This window comes from Plastoroseomonas arctica (assembly GCF_018128965.1).
Lineage (GTDB): Bacteria > Pseudomonadota > Alphaproteobacteria > Acetobacterales > Acetobacteraceae > Plastoroseomonas > Plastoroseomonas arctica.
Map to the genome: position 1 here is coordinate 1 of NZ_JAAEDH010000010.1, position 23811 is coordinate 23811.

The following is a 23811-nucleotide window of genomic DNA, read 5'->3' on the forward strand; positions in this document are numbered from 1 at the left end:
CGGCGCCTCGCGCGGTCGGGCCGGTCGCGCCGGGCCATCGGCGCGCATCTCGCCGCCAAGGGCATCGCCGCCGAGACCGCCGCCGCCGTCCTGCCGGCCGATGCCGAGAGCGAACTCGACGCCGCGCTCGCGCATTGCCGACGCCGTCGCACGGGCCCCTTCGCCCGCACCCTGATGGATCCGCCGGCGCGACTGAAGGCGCTGGGGTCGCTGGCGCGCAACGGCTTCTCGCGCAATGTGGCGGAGTGCGCTCTCGACATGGACACGGATGAGGCGGAGGCGCGGATCATTGCGCGGCGAGCGAATGGCTAAGACGGACGGCGGCGAGCGCATGGGCAAGGCATGGCGTCGAGCGCATGGCTGACGGCGCCATGACGTTCGCCGCCATCCGGCGCGGCGCGCGCGACGCGCTGCCCCTGGTGATCGGCACCTTCCCCTTCGGCATCGTCGTGGGCGTCATCTCCGACGCCAAGGGCCTGTCGATGGCCGAGACGCTGCTGATGTGCGCGCTGGTCTTCGCCGGTTCCTCGCAATTGCTCGCCCTCGAGCTCTGGGCCGATCCCGCACCGATCCTGGCCGCGGCCATCGCCGCCTTCGCGGTGAACATTCGCCTGGCACCGATGGGGGCCGCGCTGGCGCCATGGCTGAACCGGCTGCGCGGTTGGCGGCTGTGGGGGACGCTGGCGACGCTGGTCGATCATTCCTATGCGCTTTCGGCGGCCGACATGCAGCGCGGCGGCCGCGATGCGGGCTACCTGCTGGGCGTGGGTGCGGGGCTGTGGGTGTTCTGGATGGTGGCGGTCGCACTCGGCCATGGACTTGGAAGCGTGGTGCGGGTGCCGCCGGGGCACCCGCTCTATTTCGCCGCCGCGGCGACCTTCTGCGCGATCCTGGCGGCGTTCTGGAAGGGCGTCGCCCGCGACCTCGCGCCATGGGTCGTGAGCGGCGGGATCGCGCTGCTGCTCTGGTGGGCGGGGCTGTCGCAGCCCTGGCCGCTCATCGCGGGCGCGCTGGCCGGAGCGGCACTCGGCGCGGCGCGCAGCGAGGTGCGCGGATGATCCGCCTCGATGTCCTGGCCGCCATCCTCGCCATGGCGGCGGCGACCTTCGCCTGCCGCGCCGGCGGCTACGTGATCCTGCGCGCGATCCGGGTGCCGCCCTTCGTGCAGCGCATGCTGACGCACCTGCCTGGCCCGCTGTTCTGCGCCTATGTGGCCCCGGCGCTCGCGCAATGGGGCCTGGCCGGTTGGATCGCGGGGGCTGCGGTGATGGCGGTGCAGCTCACCACCCGCAGCATGGCCGTCTCCATCCTCAGCGGGGTTGCGGCGATGGCTGCCCTTCAGGCGCTGGGCTGACCGCGGGTTCCGGCGCGGCGGGCGTCAACGCTGCCAGGGGCGGTGACAGCATCGCGATCCCTTCCGTCGCAAAGACATGCTGCACACGGTTGTTGAACTCGCGCTGCACCGGCCAGCGCTGCGTCGGGTCCGTCTTGATGCGGACCCGCAGGATCAGGGCGCTGTCGGTGAATTTCTCCACGCCCATCACGTCCAGATCGTCGCGGATCGCGGTGCGCCAGCGTGTCTCGCCCCGCATCTCGGTGACGACGCCCTTCAGCAGCGTGGTCACCTTCTCCATGTCCTGGCCGTAGGCGATCGAGATGTCGTGCACCGAGAAGCCGAAATCGCGCGTTTGGTTGGTGACCGTGGTGACCGCGCTGAACGGGACGATGTGCACGCTGCCATCGAGCGCGCGCAGCTTGATCGAACGGATCGAGAGCTGCTCCACCACGCCCGACAACCCGCCGAGCTGGACCACGTCGCCGACCGCGACGGCATCCTCGAACAGCAGGAAGATGCCGGTGATGACGTCCTGCACCAGCTTCTGGCTGCCAAAGCCGATGGCGAGGCCGATGACGCCGGCGCCCGCGAGCAGAGGCGCCACGTTCACGCCGATCTCGCTCAGCGTGTTCAGCGCGAGGAAGACCAGGATCAGCACCATCAGCGCGGTGCGCAGCATCGGCAGCAGCGTGCGCACGCGGGCCGAGCGCGATGCCTGCGCGTCGCGCGCGAGCCGCACCAGGTAGCGCGCAATGGCGGCGTTCACCACCTCCCACACCAGCACCGAAAGGAAGATGGTGAAGCCGATCGACAGCAGCGAGCCGAGCAGCTTGTTGCCGAGCTGGCCCTGCTTGAACCAGCCGAAGGCATCGAGGCCCCACGCCTCCAGCAGGACCAGCGCCGCGACGATGGTGATACAGGCCGAGACGCCGCCCTTCAGCGCCGGGACGTAGCGGTTGGCGCGCGCCTCCAGCCCCGGATAGCGCTGCGCGAGCTCCGGCCCGACGCGGAAGCCGCGCTGGATGGCGCGCCTTGCCCCCACGTCCAGGAATTTCGCCGCGAAGCCGATGAGCACGGTGGCGGCGGAGACGCGCGCCAGTCGGTAAAACCCGTCGCGCACTTCCAGCGCCCAGACGCCCCAGGCCGCGAACAGCCACAGGATCGCGACCAGGTGCCACACTTCCGCAAGCCGGTCGCGCAGGCCGCGCGCGAGCCGGCGCGAGGGCCCGGGGTCCACGCCTTCGGGCAGGTCCGGGGCGCGCAGCACCTCGGCCACCGCGGCGCGGTTCTGCAGGATGACGATCACCGCCAGCAGCGTGACAACGAGCAGGCAGATCCGCGTGATCGCGTCATAGGCCGACCAGGGCAGGCCGAACAGCAGCCCGGCCTCGGCGGCGGCGTAGCCCGCGACCAGCACCAGGGTGATGCGGCGCAGCCAGATGGTGATGTAGGCGGCCGTCTCGTCGGCCACCGGCAGCAGGCGCAGCTGGGCCGAGGCTGGCGAGAGCAGCATCCGGCTCGACGCCATCACCGCGCGCGAAACCATGTAGGCGTTGTTCACCGTGAGGATCACGAGCTGCGTGGTGGGCAAGGGATTCACCGCGCCGATCAGCCCGTAGGAGACGACGGCGAAGGCCGCCACGGGGATGAGGTCCAGCCCCAGCCGCGCGACCACCAGTGGGACCCGCCGGAACCAACTCCATTGCCCGCCATTCGCTGGCGCCATCGCGTCCAGCCGCTCGCGCGGATGGCGCAGCAGCCGGTGCGTGAGCCACTCCGCGAGCAGGCCGAGGCCGAAGATCAGCGCCAGCTTCCAACCGGCATCGAGCACGCGGAACTGCGTCACCGGATCACGCGCGAGGGCGGACATCCAGCGCAGCATCGAGGGCAGGTCGGTGAGCGCCTGGACGCCGCGCACGATCTGCTCGGACAGCGCGGAGAGCCGCTGCGAGGCCGTGGTGAGGATCTGCCCGCCGAGCGTATTGGCGGGGAGGAGATCCACCGGAGCGGGCTCGGCCGCCGCCGCGGGCGCCGGTGCGGCTGGCGCCGGCGTGGCGACAGCCGGGGCTGCTGGCAAAGCCCCGGTCCGCTGCCGCTCGGCCGCGGCGAGCGCTTCGAGCGTGCGGAGGAACTCCGCCCGACGGCGATCATCCTGCAGCAGCTGGATCAGCCGGTCCGCCTCGCTGGGAGTCACCGCCGGGGTCGTGGCTGCGGGTGCGGCGTTTGCTCGTGGTGCCGTCGGCGCGGCGCCCGGCGTTGTCACGGCGGGTCTTGGCGGCGCCGGCGTGGGCGCCGGGGTTGGTGGCAGCGGCGACTCCTCGGCGGGCGTGGCCTGGGCGAAGGCCGGGGCCGTCGCGGGCAGCGACAGCCCCAGCCCCAGGAGCAGTGCGATCAGCAGGCGGTGACAGGTCATGGCGCGCAGGGACACGATGGTGCCGTGCGAGGTCAAGCCCGGACGGCCCGCATCGCGACATGGTTCAATGCCCATGGACCTCGCGGGGATTGGCATTTCGCACCGAGACGTTATGTCAGGGACATGAAGATCGCGCTGACCATCATCATCCTCGCCGCGATGCTCGCGACCGTCGGCGTGCTTCTCGCCGGCCTGCTTGGCATGGCGCGCGGGGATCAGTCGCCGCATCGGTCGAACAAGCTGATGCAATGGCGCATCGGATTGCAGGGCCTCGCCCTGGTGCTCATTGCGCTGCTGATGTGGATCTGGCGCAGCTGACCGACCCATGCGCAACGAAGCTGGTTTTGACAGCGTTGGGGCGTTTGAATAGGGTCCGCGCGCCCTCCCAGGCGCCAGAATCATGCGGCATAGCCCCGGGGTCGCCGCGCCCCCACAACAGGACACGGCCCAGGCCATGAAGCTGCTCGTCCCCGTCAAGCGGGTCGTCGACTACAATGTGAAGGTCCGCGTGAAGGCGGACGGCACGGGTGTCGAGACCGCCAACGTCAAAATGTCGATGAACCCGTTCGACGAGATCGCCGTCGAAGAAGCCGTGCGCCTCAAGGAAAAGGGTGCGGCGACCGAGATCATCGCCGTTTCCATCGGCCCCGCCGCCGCGGCCGAGCAGATCCGCACCGCACTCGCGATGGGTGCCGATCGCGGCATCCTGGTTGAGGTCGAGGGTGCGGTCGAACCGCTTGCTGTCGCCAAGCTGCTTAAGGCGATCATCATGAAGGAAGAGCCGGGCCTCATCATCCTGGGCAAGCAGGCGATCGACGACGACATGAACGCGACCGGGCAGATGCTCGCGGCGCTGATGGGCTGGGGGCAGGGCACCTTCGCGTCGAAGGTCGAACTCGCCGCCGACAGCGTCACCGTGACGCGCGAGGTCGATGGCGGCCTGGAAACGGTGAAGCTGACGCTGCCGGCCATCGTCACCGCCGACCTGCGCCTGAACGAGCCGCGCTATGCCTCGCTGCCGAACATCATGAAGGCGCGCAAGAAGCCGATTGAGAATCTCAAGCCGGCCGATCTGGGCGTCGATGCGTCGCCGCGCCTGACCACGCTCAAGGTCGAGGAGCCGCCGAAGCGGCAGGCCGGCCGCAAGGTGGGCTCGGTGGCCGAACTCGTCGACAAGCTGCGCAACGAAGCGAAGGTGATCTGACCATGGCGATCCTCGTCCTCGCCGACCATAGCGGCGCGACCGTCAGCCAGCCCACGCGCTCCGCCATCGCGGCCGCGCAGAAGATCGGCGGCGATGTGCATGTGCTGGTGCTCGACGGCGAAGCCGCGCCGTCGCATGCCGAACTGCCCGGCGTCGCCAAGGTGCTCACCGCCACGGGCGAGGGCTTCGCACATGGTCTGGCCGAGCCGGTCGCAGCACTTCTGGTTTCACTCGCACCCGCCTATTCGCACCTGCTCGCGCCCGGCAGTGCTGCGGGCAAGAACGTGATGCCGCGCGTCGCTGCGTTGCTCGACGTGCAGATCATCAGCGACATCGCCGGCGTGGTAGATGGCGACACCTTCCAGCGCTTCATCTATGCCGGGAACGCGCTCGCCACCATCCGCAGCGCCGATGCGACCAAGGTCGCGACGGTGCGCGCGGCGAGCTTCGACCCGGTGCCCGCCACCGGCGGTTCCGCCAGCACCGAGGCGGCGCCGGGCATCACCGACCCGGCCCTCTCGCAGTTCCTGCACGCCGAGATCGTGAAGAGCGAACGGCCGGAACTCGCTGCCGCCCGCGTCGTGGTCTCGGGCGGGCGAGCGATGGGGTCGGCCGACAGCTTCAAGATCCTCGAAGGTGTAGCGGACCGGCTTGGCGCTGCGATCGGCGCGTCACGCGCCGCGGTCGATGCGGGCTATGCGCCCAACGACATGCAGGTCGGCCAGACCGGCAAGATCGTGGCTCCCGAGCTGTACATGGCCTTCGGCATCTCCGGCGCGATCCAGCACCTGGCCGGGATGAAGGACAGCAAGGTCATCGTCGCGATCAACAAGGACGAGGAAGCACCGATTTTCCAGGTGGCCGATTACGGCCTGGTCGGGGATGTCTTCAAGATCATCCCCGAGCTGGAAGCCGAGCTCGACAAGAAGTAGTCCCGGGGGCGCCGCTCCCGCAGCCACTCTCCGATCATAGGGACATCCTTCGATGAACATCGGCGTGATCGGGGCGGGACAGATGGGGGCGGGGATCGCGCATGTCGCGGCCCTCGCGGGATTGCACGTCACCATGCTCGACGTGAAGCCGGAGGCGCTGGACAAGGCGCTCGCCGGCATCCGCAAGAACATGGAGCGCCAGGCAGAGAAGGGCACCATCACCGCCGAGGCCATGCAGCAGGCGATGCCGCTGATCGCCACCGCGACTGACTACAGCGCGTTCAGCGCCTGCGACGTGGTGATCGAGGCGGCGACCGAGCGCGAGGAGATCAAGCGCGCGATCTTCGCCACGCTCTGCCCGGTCCTGAAGACCGACGCGATCATCGCGACCAACACATCCTCCATTCCCATCACGCGGCTGGCCGCCACCACGGACCGGCCGGATCGCTTCATCGGGATGCACTTCTTCAATCCGGTGCCGCTGATGAAGCTGGTCGAGATCATCCGTGGGCTGGCCACCTCCGAGGCCACCTTCGCCGCGGTGAAGAGCCTCGCCGAGAGCATGGGCAAGACCACCGCGAATGCCGAGGATTATCCCGGCTTCATCGTGAACCGCATCCTGATGCCGATGATCAACGAGGCCGTGGTCGCGCTGCAGGAGGGCGTGGGCGACGTCGTCTCCATCGACACCGGGCTGAAGCTCGGCTGCAACCACCCGATGGGACCGCTAGAGCTGGCCGATTTTATCGGCCTGGACACCTGCCTCGAGGTGATGCGCGTGCTGCACGCCGGCCTGGGGGATTCCAAGTATCGCCCGGCGCCGCTGCTGACCAAGTACGTCGAAGCCGGCTGGCTCGGCCGCAAATCCGGCAAGGGGTTCTACGACTACAGCGTGAAGGCACCCAAGCCGACCCGCTGAGCGGCATCGGCCCGCGCCCGCAGACCGACCGATCCCCTAGACTTGCCGCCCGTGGGGCTTTGCCGCAGCCTTCCCGCCAAAACCGGGAAGAAACGTCATGCATTTGTTTCGCCGCACGCTGCTGGCAGCACCCGCGCTGATCGCGATGCCCGCGCGGGCCCAGTCCTGGGTACCGACGCGTTCGATCCAGCTCATCGCCGGCTTCGCCCCGGGTGGCGGTTCCGACATCATCGCCCGCACCATCGCCGAGGCGGCCGCCCCACTGTATCCGGTGCCGCTTGTCGTCATCAATCGCCCAGGGGCGGGCGGTGCGCTCGCTGCCGAGCAAGTCGCGCGCGCCGCACCCGACGGGCACACGCTGCTGCTCGCCGGCGGGTCCGAGAGCACGTCTCTGCCCGCCCATCGTCCTCTCCCCTACGACCCGAAGCGCGATTTCCGCTCGGTGATCCGGCTCACGCGGAACGGCCAGTTCGTGGTCGTGAAGGCGGGCGGCCGCTTTCCCACCATGCAGGCGCTGCTCGCGGCGGCACGGGAGCGGCCGGAGGCGGTGACCCATGCCTCGGCCGGCGTCGGGTCGCTGGTGCATTCGGCCTTCCTGCTGCTGTCGCAGGCCGCGGGGGTGCAGATGCTCCACGTTCCGTTCAACGGCGGCGGCCCATCGATGCAGGCGATCGTCGCGGGCCAGGTGGATTGCGGCATCGCCGCGCCCGAGGAGATGCGCGGTCTGGTCGATGGCGGCGAGCTCGCGGTGCTGGCGGTGGCGAGTGCCGAGCGCGCGCTCGCCTACCCCGCGGTGCCGACGCTGCGCGAGCTCGGGTTCGACGTGATCGCGGAGAACATGAAGGGCTGGGTCGGGCCCGCCGGCCTGACCGAAGCGATGGCCGCCTATCACCATGACCGCTTCCGCCAGGCGATCGCCGCGCCGGCCTGGCAGCGCTTCCTCGAACGCGCCGGCGAGGCGGATGGCTATGCCGATGGCGCGGCGTTCCAGCGCAGCATGGACGCCTTGCTCGACCGCATCGCCCTAGCCCTTCGCCGCGCCTGAGGATTGCGATCCGGGTTGCAGACGCGGCGCGTCATGGGCCTAAGGTCGCGTTCCGCCCGGCCCCGGTCTGTCGGCCAGCGAGAGGCGCGCCGTGTTGGACCCGCGGCCCTGGATCCTCGTCCTGCGCATCGTGGCACCGGCCCTTGCTCGTCGGCATGGTGCCGTTGGGTGTTGCGCGTGGTGCTGCTGTGGCCGCTGGCGCCGGCTCTGCTCTACCTGCTGATCGTCGGGTCGCTGGTTCTGCTGGACGCGGAACACGTGACGCTGCGGGCGTTCTTCCTGAGCTTCCTGATGTGCGGCCTCATGCTCGTGCTGCCCTGCCTCGGCACCTGAGTGGTGGGGTCCGGATAGGCGCGGTTCTGCGGGCGTTCCGAGCGGCGCGTGCCGGCGCCGCAGTAAACACGTTTGTCACGCGCATGTGAGCGAATTGTCATGCAGGCTTGACGTTAACAGTGAGGAAGCCGATCTGCGCCCCACCACCAGCCTGTCCCGAACCGGAGGAAACACATCGATGTCACGGCCCGTGAGGCGCGGCCTTCTCGCGCTCGCTCTTTTAGGCATGGCGGCTCCGGCCGCCTTCGCTCAAACTTTCCCGACCCGGCCGTTGAGCATCGTGGTTCCCTTCGCGCCGGGTGGCCCGACCGACACCGTCTCCCGCCTCGTCGCCGAGGCGATGGGCCGTGACCTCGGGCAGAACGTGGTGGTTGAGAATGTCGGCGGTGCCGGCGGTACGCTCGGCTCGAACCGGGTCGCGCAGGCGCGGCCTGACGGGCACACGCTGCTGCTGCACCACATCGGCATGGCGACCACGCCCACGCTCTATCGCCGGCTGCCCTATGATCCGGTGGCGGCGTTCGAACCGATCGGGCTGATCACCGAAGTGCCGATGTCGCTGATCGCGCGCCCGAACTTCCCGGCGAACAATCTGGCCGACGTGGTTGCGGTCATGCGTCAGCGCCGCGAGGAGCTGAACTACGCCAACGCCGGTATCGGTGCCGCGAGCCATCTTTGCGGCCTGCTGCTAATGAGCCGCGTCGATGCGCCGATGACAACGGTGCCGTTCCGCGGCACCGGCCCCGCCATGCAGGAGTTGCTGGCCGGACGGGTGGACCTGATGTGCGACCAGACCACCAACACGACCGAGCAGATCCGCGGCAATTCCGTGCGCGCCTACGCGGTGACGACACCGCAACGGCTGCCGACGCTGCCCGACTTGCCGACCTCGGCCGAGGCCGGCCTGACCGGGTTCGAGGTCTCCGTCTGGCACGGGCTATACGCGCCACGCAACACGCCCGCGCCGATCATCGCGCGGCTGTCGCAGTCGCTGCAGACGGCACTGCGCGACCCTCGGCTGATCGCCCGCTTCGCCGAGCTCGGGACTGCGCCGGTGGCGCAGGACCAGGCGACGCCCGCGGCGCATCGCACCTTCTGGCTCGCCGATATCGCGAAGTGGCGCCCGCTGATCCAGGCGGCCGGCCAATACGCGGACTGAGCGGCGGCATCGCCCTTACGCCTTGCGGCGCGGGTTCTTAGCGGGTTGATACGCGGGCGCGGCCTGACTATGGTCCGCGACCCTGCGGATGGGTGGCCGAGCGGTCGAAGGCGCACGCCTGGAAAGTGTGTATACGTGAAAGCGTATCGTGGGTTCGAATCCCACCCCATCCGCCAGTCAAACCTGCTGCTCGAAGAATTCTACTCCCGGCCGATCACGCCAAGCGAGCTCGGCCCGGTACATGTCGGCTGGAGCCGGCGCGGCTTCGACACGCGCTGCGGCGATGCGGCGCGCCTTCTCGCACGAAGCACGCAGCGACTGCGCGAGGGCGACATCATCCTGCTGCACGATGGCGGCGCCGCACGGGATGCCCGAGGCGAGCCGGTCTGCCTCGCCGTGCTGGAAGCGCTTTTGCCGATGCTCGCGGCGCGCGGCCTTGCCTGCATTCGCCTGGAGCGAGACGCGCTACCGCGCGCGCCGGCGCGCCAGCAGCCTAGGTAGCCGCAGGATGGCGCCGACGACCAGCCGGGCATGCATGCGCGTGAGCAACACATTGTCGCGGCCGTAGCGGAAATGCGACACGCCGCCGGCCGCCGGCGGGACATAGCGGACCTCGGCGGGAAGGTTAATCGCGGGCACACCCTCCCAGCTCAGCCGGACCGCCGCCTCGGGGTCGAAATCGAAGCGCCGCATGCCCCGCTTCCGGCGCATGATCCGCAACAGCGGCGCGATAGGATAGACGCGAAAGCCGAACAGGCTGTCGCCGATGCCGGCCCCCAGGGTTTCGAGATTGGCCCAGGCATTGGATACCTGCCGACCGCGCACGCGCAGCAGCGGCGCCTCCGGCCCGAACACCGGCACGCCGAGCACCATGGCCTCCGGCGCCGCCATGGAGGCCGCCATGAACTCGCCGATCTGCTGCGCCGGGTGCTGGCCATCCGCATCCATCACCAGCGCGTGGGAGAACCCCTGTTGTACAGCCGCCTCCAGGCCGGCGAGGACGGCGGCGCCCTTGCCGCTATTGCGGGGCAGCGTGATCACGCAGAAGCCCGACGCCGGATCATCGCCAAAGGCCGCCGCCGCACCGTCGGTGCTGCCGTCATCGACCAGCCAGACGGGGGACCAGGCGGCGCGCGCGGCGGCAAGCGTCTCGGCCAGGATGGGGCCGGTGTTGTAGCTCGGGATCAGCACCAGGTGGCTGCGGGACGCGTTCATGGCTGCGATGCCTCCGGCTGCAGGCGCATTCGGTAGAGGGCGCCGAGCTCCGCCGCGAACGCCTCGGCCCCGCCCTCCACAGGCAGGCGTGGCCCGAGGGTCACGCGGTAGACCAGGGGGAATTCCGGCCGCCGCCACAACGGCCAGCCCTTCCGGAGATAGGGCGAGTTGCTCTCGATGAAGAGCGTCTGTATCGGCGCCCGCGCCTGCCGGGCAATCAGCGCGAAGCCCGGGCGGAAAGGGCCCATCCGCCCGGCGGGATAGCGGGTGCCCTCGGGGAAGATGAGCAGGTTCGAGCCGTCCCGCAGGACGGCGGCGGCATTGCGGATCAGCCGCAGCGGCTCCTCCGCGCGGATGTAGCCGGCCAGGCGCCCGCCACCCAGCAGCGGATTGCGCCAGGCGGCGGCCTTTATGATGCAGACCGTGCGCGGCAGGCATGATCCGAGCAGCAAGATGTCCAGCAGCGCGAGATGGTTGGCCACGTACACCACACCCCGCGCATCGCGCACCGCATCCACGGCGGACAGATCCACCCGCGCGATGCCAAGCCGGCACATGGTCCACAGGAAAAAGCTGAAGAACACCCGGATGGCGTTCTGGCCCAGCCGCTGGCCCGCGCGACGCGGCAGCAGGCGCGCCAGCACGACGGCAATGAGGCTCCAGCCGGTGAAGCAGACGGCCAGCAGGGTGAGCACCAGGAAGAAGCTGAAGGTGTCCCAGGCGTGGCGCAGCGGGCGACGGCGCGCCTCGACCTCGGCCTCGCGGGAATCCGTCAGTGCCTGGCCTGATGTGCTGGATCGATCGGACGCCATGCCAGGCCCTGGTCCTCTTCCCTCTGCGCCCTTCAGTAGCGTCATCGCGGATCGGCGGCTATCGAGGGTCCTCACGGCGGCTGTCGTCAGAACACCCCTCGACGCGAGCGGGCGGCGTCGCGAAAACGCCCTTTGCATCAGCCGCTGCGGCGAGACGGCAGAGCAGCGCGAGTTCCGCCGCCTTCCGCCTAGCGTGGCACCGCGCGGATCTCGGCCAGCAGGACGACCGAGCGCGCCGCCAGTTCTAGACCCTGCGCGGGCACGCTGGTGCCGCGCGCGGGGTCCGCGCTGTCGGCCAGCAAGGACCAGTAAAAACCCCAGCGCGGCGCGGGCGGGTGCAGCCATCGGCCGGCATCACTGCCATTGACCGCGATGCCGACGCGATCGCCGGCCGCGTGGAGCACCGCGAACAGGGCGCGCCCGGCTGCCCAATCGGAGGGTGTGAGCGCCTGGCCTTCGGGATGCAGCCATGCGACGTCGGGCAGGCCGGTTTCATCCAGGGCCGCGCCGGTGAGCGGCGTGGTCGCGTGCAGCGCAGGATGAGCGCGCCGGGCAGCGACCAGGCGTGCGGTGAAGGCCAGCAGCTCTGCATCCATTCCCGCCCAGTCGAACCAGGATGTCGCGTTGTCCTGCGCATAGGCGTTGTTGTTGCCGCCCTGGCTGCGGCCCGCCTCATCGCCCATCGCCAACATCGGCACGCCGCGGGCCGTCAGCAGCAGGGTGAGCAGCGCGCGCACATCGCCGGCGCGGCGCGCGACGATCGCGGCGACGTCGCTTGCACCCTCGACGCCGTGGTTCCACGAAAAATTTTCGGCGGTGCCGTCGCGCCCTGCCTCGCCATTGGCGGCGTTGCGGCGCTGCTCGTGGCTGACCAGATCGGCCAGCGTGAAGCCGTCATGCGCCGTGACGAAATTCACGCTGTCGGCAACACGCGCGCCGAATTCAGGCGCCGATCCCGCAAGCCGCGTGGCGAGCGTGCCGAGCCGGCCTTCATCGCCGCGCCAGAATCGGCGCAGATCGTCGCGGAAGCGGTCGTTCCACTCGCCCCACCCGGCCGGAAAGCGGCCGAGCTGGTAGCCCTCCGGCCCGCAATCCCAAGGCTCGGCGATGATGCGGCGCGCGCGCAGCACCGGGTCCTGCCGCATGGCGGCCAGCAGCGGGGCATGGGGGTCGAAGCCCGCTTCGGTGCGGCCAAGGGTCGTCGCAAGGTCGAGCCGGAAACCGTCGAAACCCGCATCCGCCCAATGCCGCAGCGCGTCCATGGCGAGGCGCAGCGGCCAGGGCCGGTCCAGGGCCAGCGTGTTGCCGCAGCCGGAATCATTGTGCCCGCGCCGGTACCACGCCGCCTCGCCCAGGCCGCGCAGGCTGAGCGTGGGGCCCTCCGCATCACCCTCACCCGTGTGGTTGAGGACGATGTCGAGGATCACGCCGATGCCTGCTTCGCGCAGCGCCGACACCGCGCCGCGGACTTCCGCCATGCCGCCGGGGGCCAGGCGAGGATCCGGCGCGAGGAAGGCGACCGGATTGTAGCCCCAGTAATTCGACAGGCCGAGCGGGGGCAGATGCCGCTCATCCACCCAGGCGGCCGCGGGCATGAGTTCGACCTGGGTCACGCCCAACGCCGTTAGATGCGCGATCGCCGCGGGATGCGCGAGCCCTGCGAAGGTGCCGCGGATCGCCTCGGGAATCGCCGGATGGGTCCGGGTGAAGCCGCGCACATGCAGCTCGTAGATCACCTCCGGCCGTGCCGGCAGCGGCGCCCAGTCCTGCGGCGGCAGTGGGGCCGCGACGACGGCGCGCGCCACATGCGGCCCGCTATCGGTGAAGTCCTGCGCGGCGCCCGTGTCGAAGGCACTGGGGTGCAGGCGCAGCGGCCCATCCAGCGCCTGCGCCCAGGGGTCGAGCAGCAGCTTGGCCGGGTTGAAGCGGCCCCCGCCATGGGCGCGCAGGCCATAGGCGGTGCCCGGTTTCAAACCGGCGATCCAGCCGCGGAAGACGTCATCCGCGCCGCGCGCGAGAGCGTGGCGCATGACTTCGGTATCGCCCGCGAAGACGCAGAATTCGAGGGAAGCGGCTCCAGGCGCGGGGATGGCGACATCGGCGCCACTGGGTCCCGACGTGACACCCAACCGGTCAGCCACGAAGCATCCCGCGCAACAGCGTCGCGTATTGCCGTGCCGAGCGCGTCCAGGAGACGTCGCTCGCCATGGCGTTGGCTTGCAGGCGCGGCCAATTCTCGCCGTCGCGATAGAGCGCGATGGCGCGCGTGATGGCCGAGGCCAGCATCTCCTGGCTGACCGGTGCGAAGTTGAGGCCGGTGCCCACGCCAGCGGCGAGCGCCATCTCATTCGCATCGATCACCGTGTCGGCAAGACCGCCGACGCGGGCGACGACCGGCGGCGCGCCATAGCGCAGAGCACAGAGCTGGCCCAGGCCGCAGGGTTCGAAGCGCGAGGGCATGAGGATCGAATCCGCCCCGGCATAGCAAAGCCGTGCCAACCCCTCATCGAAGCCGACGTGACTGCCGACGCGGCCCAGCTGCGCGCCGGTCGCGCCACGCACGCGCGCCTCCAGCGCCGTCTCGCCGCTGCCCAGGAAGGCGAGTTGCGCACCATTGTCGAGGATGGCGGGCAGCGCCTCGAGGATCAGGTCCACGCCCTTCTGCCAGGCAAGCCGACCGACGAAGGCGAAGAGCGGCGCGTGCGGCGCGATCGCAAGCCCCATGCGCGCCTGGAGCTTCGCCTTGTTCAGCGCGCGCGGCGTGACATCCGCTGCGTCATAGCGCGCGACGATGTGTGGGTCGGCGGCCGGATTCCACTCATCGGTGTCGAGGCCGTTGAGGATGCCGCTCACGTCGCGCCCGCGCCCGCGCAGCAGCCCATCGAGCCCCATGCCCCATTGTGGCGTGCAGATCTCGGCGGCGTAGCCAGGCGAGACGGTGTTGACGCGATCGGCGAACCACACGCCCGCCTTGAGGTATCCGACCTGGCCGAAATACTCGAGGCCCTCGGTGCGGAAGGCCTCGGCCGGCAGACCGAGCATGCCGAATACATCAGCCGGGAACTGCCCCTGGAAGGCCAGGTTGTGGATGGTGAAGAGGGTGGGCACGCGGCTGCTGGCGAAACGCAGATAGGCTGGTGCGAGGCCCGCCTGCCAGTCATGCACGTGCAGCGCGTCAAAGCCCATGGACTGGGCCGCATGCGCCGCCGCGCGCGCAAGCGCCGCGAAGCGCTGCGCATTGTCCGGCCAATCCATCCCGCCTGGCGCAAGGTAGGGCGAGCCCGCCCGCCCAAAAAACTGTGGCGCGTCGAGCGCGATCACGTCGCGCCCGGCCGCGGTTGCGCGCACCAGCCGTGCCGGTGCACCGAAGATGTCGGCCAGGCTTTCCACCGATTGCACGGGGCCGAGCGCTGCCATGACGGCAGGGTATCCTGGCAGGAGTGTGGTCACACCAACACCCTCGGGCGCGAGAGCCGCCGGCAGCGCGCCAACGACATCGGCGAGGCCGCCGGTCTTCACGAAGGGAAACCCCTCGGAAGCAACGGCCAGCAGCTTGATCGGCGTCGCGCTCATGCCAGCTGGTCGAGCATCGGCTGGGTGATGAGGCACACGCCCTTTTCGGTAAGCCGGAAGCGGCGCGCATCCTCGACCGGGTCCTCGCCCACGACCATGCCCGCGGGGATGCGCACACCGCGATCCACCACCACCTTGGTGAGGCGGGCGCCCTGGCCGACATCGACGCTCGGAAGCAGCACGGCCCCTTCGAGCTTCGCATAGGAGTGCAGGTGCACGCCGGTGAACAGCAACGAGCGGCGCGCGGCGGCGCCCGAGATGATGCAGCCGCCCGACACCAGCGAGGAGATCGCCTCGCCGCGCCGGCCCGCCTCGTCATGCACGAATTTCGCCGGCGGGGTCACCTCCCCATAGGTCCAGATCGGCCAGGCCTGGTCGTAGAGATCAAGCGGGGGGACGATGTCGGTGAGGTCGATATTGGCTTCCCAATAGGCGTCGATGGTCCCCACATCGCGCCAATAGGGGGTGGACTCGTGGCTGGAGCGCACGCAGGACAGCTCATAGCGATGCGCCGCCGCGCGGCCATGGGCGACGATGTAGGGGATGATGTCCTTGCCGAAATCGTGGGTGGAGGCTTCATCGGCCGCGTCGCGCCGGAGCTGGTCGATGAGGAAGCGCGTGTCGAAGACGTAGATGCCCATCGAGGCGAGCGAGACATCGGGCCGGTCCGGCAGCCCCGGCGGCTCGGCGGGCTTCTCGACGAAGTCGGTGATCCAGGAGCGCTCATCCACCGCCATGACGCCAAAACCCTTGGCCTCCTCGCGCGGGACGACCATGCAGGAGACGGTGACATCGGCGCCCATCTCGACATGCTGGGCGAGCATGCGCTCGTAATCCATCTTGTAGATGTGGTCGCCCGCGAGCAGCACGATGTGGCGCGGTGCCAGGTCCTCGATGATGTCGATGTTCTGGAACACCGCATCGGCCGTGCCAAGATACCAATTCTGTTCCGAGACGCGCTGCGAGGCGGGCAGGATGTCGAAGCTTTCATTGCGTTCGTAACGGAAGAAGTTCCAGCCGCGCTGCAGATGGCGGATCAAACTGTGTGCCTTGTACTGCGTGGCGACGGCGACGCGGCGGATGCCGGAATTGATGGCGTTGGAGAGCGCGAAATCGACGATGCGCGACTTGCCGCCAAAGAACACCGCGGGCTTGGCGCGCCGGTCTGTCAACTCCATCAGCCGCGAGCCGCGGCCGCCGGCCAGCACGAAGGCCATGGCGGTTCGCGCCAGCGGCGTGGCGGCGGGCGCGCGGTCAGACATCTTGGCGCATTTCGCTCTCTCCCACCGCGCGCTGCGGCGCGTTCCACTGACCCGGTATCAGATAGAGCGTTGCGAGCGGTGGCAAGAACACCCTCGCCGATGCCGGCTGCCCAAGGGCGGGTTCATCTGCGGCCACCACCTGGCCCATATTGCCCAGGCCGCTTCCGCCGAATGCCGTCGCGTCGGTGTTCAGCACCGCGCGCCGGATGCCCGCAGCGCCGCCAGATCATCCTCGCCGAGCCGCCACGCTTCCATCGCGCGCGCTATCCCGGCACGGGGACACGCCAGATCTCCTGGGCATATTCGGTGATGGTGCGGTCCGACGAGAACCAGCCCATGTTGGCGGTGTTGAGGATGGCGGATTGCTGCCATTCGTCGGGCTTCGACCAACGCGATTCGACCTGGCGCTGGGCGTCGAAATAACTGGCGAAATCGGCGGTGACGAGGAAGTGGTCATGCTCGCGCAGCATGTGCACGAGTTCGCCGTAGCGATGCGGGTCCTCGGCGGAAAACACGCCGGAGGCAATCGATTCCAGCGCCTGCGCGAGCCGCGGCGAGGCGTCGATCGAGTATTGCCCGCGCCAGCCATCCAGGCGCCTTGCGGCGACCTCCTCGGTGGTCAGGCCGAAGATGAAGATGTTTTCCGCGCCCACATGCTCGTGGATCTCGACATTGGCGCCATCCATCGTGCCGATGGTCATCGCGCCGTTCAGCGCCAGCTTCATGTTGCCGGTGCCGGAGGCCTCCATCCCCGCCGTCGAGATCTGTTCCGACAGATCGGCCGCGGGGATGATGACCTCGGCCAGTGAGACGTTGTAGTTCGGCAAAAAGACCACCTTGAGCAGGTCCCGCTGGGTGGGATCGCGATTGACGGTGCGCGCGATGTCATGCGCGAGCTTGATGATGAGCTTCGCGCGATGATAGCTCGCCGCCGCCTTGCCGGAGAATATCTTCACCCGCGGCTGCCAATCCTTCTGCGGTTGCGCGCGGATCTCGTTGTACAGCGCCACTGTCTCCAGCAGGTTGAGCAACTGGCGCTTGTATTCGTGGATGCGCTTGATGTGCACGTCGAACAGCGCGGCGGGGTCGACGCGGATGCCGGTCTCGCGCCGGATGAGCGCGGCCAGCGCTTCCTTGTTCGCGCGCTTCACCTGAGCGAAGGAGGAGCGGAATCCGCCATCGGCCGCGAGTGGACGAAGCGCGGTCAGCGCATCGGGCCGGTCGAGGAATTCGGGCCCGATGCTGTCGCGCACCAGCGCGGTCAGCCCTGGATTGCATTGCTGCAGCCAGCGTCGGAACGCGATGCCGTTGGTCTTGTTCGTGATGCGCCCCGGGAAGAGCGTGTTCATGTCCCGAAAAACGGTCTTCTTCAGCAGATCCGAATGCAGCGCGGAGACGCCATTGACCTTGTGCGAGCCGACGAAGGCGAGGTTGCCCATGCGCACGCGCCGGCCATGACTCTCATCGATCAGCGAGACGGCGCCGAGCAGATCGAAATTGCCCGGATGGGCGGTGCTCACCGCTTCGAGGTGCGCCGCATTGATGATGTAGATGATCTGCATGTGGCGCGGCAGCAGGCGCTCCATCAGCGGGACCGGCCAGGTTTCCAGCGCCTCGGGCAGCAATGTGTGGTTCGTGTAGGAGATGGTGCCTTGCGTGACGCGCCAGGCCTCGGCCCAGGGCATGGCGTGATCGTCGAGCAGGATGCGCATGAGTTCGGCGACGACGATCGCGGGATGCGTGTCGTTGAGCTGGATGGCGACCTTGTCGGGCAGGGATTCGAGACCGCCATAGACGCGAACATGGCGGCGGATGAGGTCCTGCAGGGCCGCGGAGCTGAAGAAGAACTCCTGCTTTAGGCGCAGCTCCAGCCCCTCGGGCGAATCATCCGACGGGTAGAGAAGGCGCGAAATCGCCTCTGCGCGCATCCGTTCAGACAGTGCGCCGATATGGTCGCCGCGATTGAATGCATCGATGCGCAGGGGGTCGGGCGCGCGCGCGGACCAGAGGCGCAGCGTGTTCACATGCTTGCCGCGCCAGCCAAGGATCGGCGTGTCATAGGCGACGGCCAACACCAGGTCGGCCGGCTTCCAGACGTGACGCGGCGTGCCATCCTCGCCGTCCAGCTCTTCGACGGTGCCGCCGAAGCCGATGCTGTGCGCGATCTCGGGACGGGCGAATTCCCAGGGATTGCCGAATTGCAGCCAGTCCTCCGGAAACTCTTCCTGCCAGCCGTGCCGGATGATCTGCTTGAACAGCCCGTGATCGTAGCGAATGCCATAGCCGAAGGCGGGGATGGACAGGCTCGCCAGGCTTTCCATGAAGCAGGCGGCGAGGCGGCCGAGGCCGCCATTGCCGAGTGCCGCATCGGGCTCGCTGTCGATCACCTTCGCGACGTCGACGCCGAGCTCCGACAATGCGGCGCGGACCTCCTCGACCATGCCGAAATTCGACATGTTCTCGCGCAGCAGGCGGCCGATGAGGAATTCCAGGGAGAAGTAGTAGACCTGTTTCTGACCGGTCGTGTAGGCCGAGCGCATGTCGTTCAGCCAGGGTTCCACGACGCGGTCCCGCACGGCGAGCGCGGTGGCCATGAACCAATCACGATCGACCGCTGCCGCGCGGCTCTTGCCGAGGTCATAGGTGAGCTTGCGCAGGATGGCGTCGCGCATGTCTCCCGAACTATTCGCAGAGGCGTCGGGTGGTGCGGCGTCAGTCACGAGGCGGGAAGTCCTTGGTGGTTTTCGTCACAAGAGTGTGACACGGATCGGGCCTCGGCCAAAAGCGGCGATGGCGCGTCACCCTTCCGCGCGGTCCGCGATGAAGCCGTCCGTCTCGGCGCGATGGGCGGTCGCACCGTCACGCGCCCGCAATGCGCCTGCGGCACTGCCGAAGCGAAGCGCTGCCTCCTCATCCATCCCCTCCGCCATGCCGAGCGCGAAGGCGCCATGGAAGACATCGCCCGCGCCGGTGGTATCGCGTGGCTCGATCCGGAACGCCATCATCTCACGCGGCCGGGTCTCGCCGCGCCGGAGCCAGAGCGTGCTCTTCTCACCGCGGGTGACGGCGGCCATGCGGGTGACGCCCTCGGACACGGCGCGGCGCAGCGCTTCGGCCGGGCGCTGGCCGGGCGCGAAATTGTTGAGGCCGGGTGCCGAGAAAATCGCATAGCGCACGCGTGGCACGAGATCGAGCAGCAGGCGCGTCTCGCTGCGCTCGCCGTCGAGCACCGTCGGTATGTCGAGCTTTTCCGCAGCCTCCAGCGCAACATGCGCGCCTTCCGGCCAGCGCGGATCGCACAGGAACCCGCGCGCCTCGCGCAGCATACCGAGCGGCAGCCAGGAGGGATCGGTGCCGAGACCCTCGCCGCGAAACCCCATGATCGCGCGCTCGCCATAGCGATCAACCAGCACCGCGGAAACCGGGCTGCGCGCGCCCGCCACGGCGTGCATGCCGGTGAGGTCGATGCCCTCCACGCCCAGCTGCTCGGTCAACAGCGTGGCGTTCGAATCATCCCCGACGCGACCCCAGAAGGCGGACCGCCCGCCCAGGCGCTTTACCGCAATGGCCGCATTTGCTGCCATCCCGCCGACCGTAAGCTTGTAGCCGCGCGCCCGCGCCTTAGCCGGCGGCTGTGGTACTTCATCGACCCGGAAGACGTGATCGGCGACGACATTGCCGAGGCAGATCACGAGGGGCGGGAGGGATTTCGTCATGGTCGCGAAGCTAGAGGAAATGCGCGCCGCGCCGAAAGCGCCCTTCTTCCGATTCGTGGCAATCGCCCTGCCGCGGAGGGTTTGCCGCTGACACCTAGCTGAATGCCGCTACGCTTCTGGTTCAGCCGACTGTCAGGCGCGGATGCGCTTCTCGTCCCAAGGCGCAAGTTTCTGGATGCAGTGTAATGGCCCGTCCTCCTGCCGGCAGTGCTGGTGTTCTGCACCATCGGCGCCAGCGCCGCATTCGCTGACTAGCGGTGCAAACTGCCCCTAGCAGAGTGGCAGCCGCGCGCCGCGCTTCAGCAGCAGGTGGAGGCGCAGGGAGGGCGGGTCACTGGCATCAGGACCAGGGATGGCTGCTATGGGGTCCATGCCACCAACGACCGTGGCGAACGCTACGAAGCAATGTTCCATCCCGGCACGCTGTTGGCCTTGAAAGTTGAAATCGATCAGGTCTGAAGGGAACTGTTGCCAAAGAAGGTTGGAGTCCGGCTCCCACCGCTGCAGGCGAAAGGATCCGGACGCTCGGCGCCAACGTAGTCGTTTCGCTGCGATGCCGCCTTTCGAGCAGCGGCGGCACAACCCGCTGCGGCTCTCTTCCGCGTAGGGGATGTCGCAACGGAGGCCGGAAAGGTCATGCGGGTCAACATCCGCGTCGCTCATCATCACTGATGATCGGAGTCACTCTCCCAGTATTCTGCCCGGCACGGTCGCCGACGAAGAGTGAGGAGCCGGCGCTGGCTTGCAGCTGTGGCCGCTTTTCAGAGCGGCCTCGTATTCAGCGGATCGGCACCACTGCCACGGCGTTGAACGGGCTCCCATCGATCAGCCGCGTGGACCACGCCAGGTACACGACTGCGTTGCGTTGCTCGTCAATGAAGCGGTGCACCCGGGTTTCCTGGAAGAACAGGCTCGTGCTGCTCTCGAACACCTGCTCGCCGCGATTGCCGCGGCGCGCGCCGGGCTGGACCTCCACCGCGCCGGTCGCCGCGCAGGTCAACGCAAAGCGGGACGGGTCGTCGGCGACGCCGAGCATGCCGCCGACACCGCCGGTGCGGGCCTGGCTGATCCAGCAGGACACGTTGCGCACCTCCGGATCATCGAAGCGCTCGACCACGACGCGATGGCTGCGCGTCAGCCCAAGATTGGTGATGGCGGTGTTGACGTAGCCGATCTCCCGCGTGTCGTCGGCCAGCGCGGGCGAGGCGAGGGTGAGGGCGAAGAGGGTAGCCAGGCAGGCGGCGCGCATGCGGACGATCTCCTTCAAGGCGGCGCGGGCTGCGTCGCGGCGAGCAGGCGATCCCTAGATGACGCCGCACGACGGCTCAACGCTGAAGCGGACCGCAAGTTCGCAAGGGCTGGTCGTGAATGGCGAATGCGCCGGCCGAGGACCGGTTGTGCGCCCGCTGAAACGTGGTTGGGCGCCCGGGAAGACATCCTCCCGGGCGCAGTCCAATCCGATCAGGCCAGGTCGAAGCGGTCGAGGTTCATCACCTTCACCCAGGCCGCCACGAAATCCTGCACGAAGGCGCCTTCGGACCCTGCCGAGGCGAACACCTCGGCCAGAGCGCGCAGCTGCGAGTTTGCACCGAAGACGAGATCGACCCGCGTTCCGGTCCACTTCAACGCACCCGAGGCATCGCGTCCTTCGAAAAGGTCGCCCACCTCGGACACCGGCGTCCAGCTCGTCTTCATGTCCAGCAGGTTGACGAAGAAATCATTCGTGAGCACGCCCGGACGCTCGGTGAAGACCCCGCGCATGGTGTCCCCGGCATTAGCCCCCAGCACGCGCAGCCCGCCGACCAGAACCGTCATCTCCGGCGCGGTGAGTGTCAGCAGCTGCGCGCGATCGACGAGCAGCTCCTCGGCCGACAGTGCATAGGAGGTCCTGAGATAGTTGCGGAAGCCATCCGCGGTCGGCTCCAGCACCCCGAACGAGGCGATGTCCGTCTGCTCCTGCGAGGCATCAGTGCGGCCCGGCGTGAACGGGACGCTGACCTCATGCCCGGCCGCCTTCGCCGCCTGCTCCACGCCGACGCAGCCGCCGAGCACGATCAGATCCGCGATCGAGACCTGCTTGCCGCCGGCATTGAACGCCGCCTGGATGCCGGTGAGCGTCTCGAGCACGCTCGCCAGCTGCGCCGGCTCGTTCACCTCCCAGTCCTTCTGCGGGGCGAGGCGGATGCGCGCGCCGTTCGCCCCGCCGCGCTTGTCCGAACCGCGGAAGGTCGAGGCCGAGGCCCAGGCGGTCTTCACCAGCTGCGAGACGGAGAGGCCGGAGTCGCGGATCTGTGCCTTCAGCGTCGCGATCTCCGCATCGCCGATCAACGGCTGCGTCGCCGGCGGGACAGGGTCCTGCCAGATCAGCTCCTCGGCGGGGACGAGCGGGCCGAGGTAGCGCACCTTCGGCCCCATGTCGCGATGGGTCAGCTTGAACCAGGCGCGCGCGAAGGCGTCGGCGAACTTCTGCGGGTCCTCATGGAAGGACTTGGAGATGGGCGCGTAGATGGGGTCCATCTTCAGCGCCATGTCCGCCGTGGTCATCATGGGTGCGACGCGCTTGGAGGGATCATGCGCGTCGGGCACGCTGGTCTGTGCCGCGGGGTCCGTCGGCGTCCACTGCCAGGCGCCGGCCGGGCTCTTCGTCACCTCCCACTCATGGCCGAGCAGATTGTCGAAGTAGCCATTGTCCCATGCGACGGGATTGTTGGTCCACGCACCCTCGATGCCGCTGGTGATGGTGTAGCCGCCCGATCCGGTCCCAAAGCTGTTCTTCCAGCCCAGTCCCTGCTCCTCGATCGAGGCCGCCTCGGGCTCGCGCCCGACATTGGATTCCGCGCCCGCGCCATGGCACTTGCCGAAGGTATGGCCGCCGGCGACGAGGGCCACCGTCTCCTCGTCGTTCATCGCCATCCGCGTGAAGGTCTCGCGGATGTCGCGCGCTGAACCGAGCGGGTCGGGCTGGCCGTTCGGGCCCTGCGGGTTGACGTAGATGAGGCCCATCTGCACCGCGCCCAGCGGGTCTTCCAGCTGGCGGTCACCGGTGTAGCGCACGTCGCCGAGCCAGGTGTCCTCCGCGCCCCAATAGATGTCCTCCGGCGGCTCCCACACGTCGGCGCGGCCGAAGCCGAAGCCGAATGTCTTGAAGCCCATCGTCTCCATCCCGACGTCGGCAGCCATGATCAGCAGATCGGCCCAGGAGACGGCGTTGCCGTATTTCTGCTTGATCGGCCACAGCAGGCGCCGCGCCTTGTCGAGGTTGACGTTGTCCGGCCAGCTGTTGAGCGGCGCGAAGCGCTGCGTGCCGGACCCTGCCCCGCCGCGGCCGTCGGCAATGCGGTAGGTGCCCGCGCTGTGCCAGGCCATGCGGACAAACAGCGGGCCGTAATTGCCGTAGTCGGCCGGCCACCAATCCTGCGACGTGGTAGCCAGTTCCGCGAGGTCGCGCTTCAGCGCCTCGATGTCGAGCTTCTTGAATTCCTCGGCATAGCTGAACCCCTTGCCCATCGGGTTCGACAGCGCGGAGTGCTGGTGGAGGATGCGCAGGTTCAGCTGGTTCGGCCACCAATCCTTGTTGGACCGGCCGCCGAGCGTCACGTGCTTGGGCGAACCATGCATCACCGGGCATTTGCCGGCGCTCGGGCTACTCGTTCCGTCCATGTTTCTCTCCGATTCTGAGTGATGGTCTCGTGTGGTCCGGGACGCAGGCCACGAGTTCCGGAGACAGCATGATGGTGCGGAAAGGTTCCAACCCCCGATGCGCGCACCCATGATCCGGGACGCCGCATCATCCTCACCGTCAGGCGTTCCCTTGAACAGGACCGTCCTGGCGGGAGAATAGGGTCTGGGTGGCGGAGCGCAATGGCGGGGGCTCCGCCCGTCGCCGCGCTCG

The 23811-nt window shown here is 68.7% G+C and carries 22 protein-coding genes, 1 tRNA gene and 1 pseudogene; 13 read left to right on the forward strand and 11 right to left on the reverse strand.

The genetic code is table 11. From position 1 onward, the window contains the following. The 3 genes and pseudogenes from GXW79_RS10060 to GXW79_RS10070 form a co-directional block, all read left to right on the forward strand. Positions 1-312 (forward strand): annotated as a pseudogene (locus GXW79_RS10060) (regulatory protein RecX); the annotation flags it as partial. Positions 313-356: 44 nt separating this feature from the next. Further along, the gene (locus GXW79_RS10065; RefSeq protein WP_246503889.1) at positions 357-1058 is read left to right on the forward strand and encodes an AzlC family ABC transporter permease; all 702 of its coding nucleotides are present in this window, start codon (positions 357-359) and stop codon (positions 1056-1058) included. Further along, complete coding sequence (locus tag GXW79_RS10070) at positions 1055-1354, forward strand: AzlD family protein (protein WP_211874263.1); 300 nt, start codon at positions 1055-1057, stop codon at positions 1352-1354. Before GXW79_RS10065 ends, GXW79_RS10070 begins: the two co-directional genes overlap by 4 nt. On the opposite strand, the gene GXW79_RS10075 is transcribed toward GXW79_RS10070, so the two are convergent. Continuing rightward, positions 1311-3785, reverse strand: a complete 2475-nt coding sequence (locus GXW79_RS10075; protein ID WP_246503890.1) for a mechanosensitive ion channel domain-containing protein — start codon at positions 3783-3785, stop codon at positions 1311-1313. The genes GXW79_RS10070 and GXW79_RS10075 overlap by 44 nt on opposite strands. Positions 3786-3872: 87 nt before the next feature. Here GXW79_RS10075 and GXW79_RS10080 point away from each other — a divergent pair, with 87 nt between their 5' ends. The 9 genes from GXW79_RS10080 (at position 3873) to GXW79_RS10120 (ending at position 9842) form a co-directional block, all read left to right on the forward strand. Beyond that, a complete protein-coding gene (locus tag GXW79_RS10080) occupies positions 3873-4067 on the forward strand; it encodes a twin transmembrane helix small protein (protein ID WP_211874264.1) in 195 nt (64 codons plus the stop codon). A gap of 136 nt (positions 4068-4203) precedes the next feature. Beyond that, positions 4204-4953, forward strand: a complete 750-nt coding sequence (locus tag GXW79_RS10085; protein ID WP_211874265.1) for an electron transfer flavoprotein subunit beta/FixA family protein — start codon at positions 4204-4206, stop codon at positions 4951-4953. 2 nt (positions 4954-4955) lie between these two features. Continuing rightward, positions 4956-5885 carry an electron transfer flavoprotein subunit alpha/FixB family protein gene (locus GXW79_RS10090; protein WP_211874266.1) on the forward strand — a complete coding sequence of 310 codons (930 nt, stop codon included), beginning with the start codon at positions 4956-4958 and terminating at the stop codon, positions 5883-5885. Positions 5886-5937: 52 nt separating this feature from the next. Further along, entirely contained in the window at positions 5938-6804 is an 867-nt protein-coding gene (locus GXW79_RS10095; protein WP_211874267.1) for a 3-hydroxybutyryl-CoA dehydrogenase, read from the forward strand. Positions 6805-6901: 97 nt separating this feature from the next. Next, positions 6902-7849 (forward strand): Bug family tripartite tricarboxylate transporter substrate binding protein, encoded by a 948-nt coding sequence (locus GXW79_RS10100; protein WP_211874268.1) that lies wholly within the window; start codon positions 6902-6904, stop codon positions 7847-7849. A 168-nt stretch (positions 7850-8017) separates the two neighbouring features. Continuing rightward, positions 8018-8182: a hypothetical protein gene (locus GXW79_RS10105; protein ID WP_211874269.1), complete on the forward strand. Its 165-nt coding sequence runs from the start codon at positions 8018-8020 to the stop codon at positions 8180-8182. 280 nt (positions 8183-8462) lie between these two features. Next, positions 8463-9341, forward strand: coding sequence for a tripartite tricarboxylate transporter substrate-binding protein (locus GXW79_RS10110; RefSeq protein WP_367614879.1), 879 nt, complete (start codon positions 8463-8465; stop codon positions 9339-9341). An 86-nt stretch (positions 9342-9427) separates the two neighbouring features. Further along, a tRNA-Ser gene (locus GXW79_RS10115) sits at positions 9428-9517 on the forward strand. Next, a complete protein-coding gene (locus tag GXW79_RS10120) occupies positions 9477-9842 on the forward strand; it encodes a polysaccharide deacetylase family protein (protein ID WP_211874271.1) in 366 nt (121 codons plus the stop codon). The genes GXW79_RS10115 and GXW79_RS10120 overlap by 41 nt, the downstream gene beginning before the upstream one ends. Here GXW79_RS10120 and GXW79_RS10125 read toward each other — a convergent pair. From GXW79_RS10125 to GXW79_RS10160, 8 genes are all read right to left on the reverse strand, one after another. Next, a complete protein-coding gene (locus GXW79_RS10125) occupies positions 9807-10556 on the reverse strand; it encodes a glycosyltransferase family 2 protein (RefSeq protein WP_211874272.1) in 750 nt (249 codons plus the stop codon). The genes GXW79_RS10120 and GXW79_RS10125 overlap by 36 nt on opposite strands. Then, positions 10553-11368, reverse strand: coding sequence for a lysophospholipid acyltransferase family protein (locus tag GXW79_RS10130; protein WP_211874273.1), 816 nt, complete (start codon positions 11366-11368; stop codon positions 10553-10555). Before GXW79_RS10130 ends, GXW79_RS10125 begins: the two co-directional genes overlap by 4 nt. Positions 11369-11556: 188 nt before the next feature. Then, entirely contained in the window at positions 11557-13509 is a 1953-nt protein-coding gene (glgX, locus tag GXW79_RS10135) for a glycogen debranching protein GlgX (protein ID WP_211874274.1), read from the reverse strand. Continuing rightward, positions 13502-14926 (reverse strand): glycogen synthase GlgA, encoded by a 1425-nt coding sequence (gene glgA / locus GXW79_RS10140; protein ID WP_211874390.1) that lies wholly within the window; start codon positions 14924-14926, stop codon positions 13502-13504. Before glgA ends, glgX begins: the two co-directional genes overlap by 8 nt. A gap of 11 nt (positions 14927-14937) precedes the next feature. Continuing rightward, positions 14938-16203, reverse strand: coding sequence for a glucose-1-phosphate adenylyltransferase (gene glgC / locus GXW79_RS10145; protein WP_211874275.1), 1266 nt, complete (start codon positions 16201-16203; stop codon positions 14938-14940). Further along, the gene (locus GXW79_RS10150) at positions 16196-16411 is read right to left on the reverse strand and encodes an alpha amylase C-terminal domain-containing protein (RefSeq protein ID WP_211874391.1); all 216 of its coding nucleotides are present in this window, start codon (positions 16409-16411) and stop codon (positions 16196-16198) included. Before GXW79_RS10150 ends, glgC begins: the two co-directional genes overlap by 8 nt. 55 nt (positions 16412-16466) lie before the next feature. After that, a complete protein-coding gene (locus GXW79_RS10155) occupies positions 16467-18875 on the reverse strand; it encodes a glycogen/starch/alpha-glucan phosphorylase (RefSeq protein WP_211874276.1) in 2409 nt (802 codons plus the stop codon). Positions 18876-19001: 126 nt separating this feature from the next. After that, the gene (locus tag GXW79_RS10160; protein ID WP_211874277.1) at positions 19002-19919 is read right to left on the reverse strand and encodes a PfkB family carbohydrate kinase; all 918 of its coding nucleotides are present in this window, start codon (positions 19917-19919) and stop codon (positions 19002-19004) included. 309 nt (positions 19920-20228) lie between these two features. Between GXW79_RS10160 and GXW79_RS21785 the strand changes: the two genes are divergently transcribed. Beyond that, positions 20229-20378, forward strand: coding sequence for a PepSY domain-containing protein (locus GXW79_RS21785; protein WP_367614875.1), 150 nt, complete (start codon positions 20229-20231; stop codon positions 20376-20378). A gap of 319 nt (positions 20379-20697) precedes the next feature. On the opposite strand, the gene GXW79_RS10170 is transcribed toward GXW79_RS21785, so the two are convergent. Together GXW79_RS10170 and katG are read right to left on the reverse strand one after the other, a co-directional pair. Then, a complete protein-coding gene (locus tag GXW79_RS10170) occupies positions 20698-21168 on the reverse strand; it encodes a CreA family protein (protein ID WP_211874278.1) in 471 nt (156 codons plus the stop codon). Between the two features lie 212 nt (positions 21169-21380). Further along, positions 21381-23579 carry a catalase/peroxidase HPI gene (katG, locus tag GXW79_RS10175; protein WP_211874279.1) on the reverse strand — a complete coding sequence of 733 codons (2199 nt, stop codon included), beginning with the start codon at positions 23577-23579 and terminating at the stop codon, positions 21381-21383. Between the last annotated feature and the right edge of the window lie 232 nt (positions 23580-23811).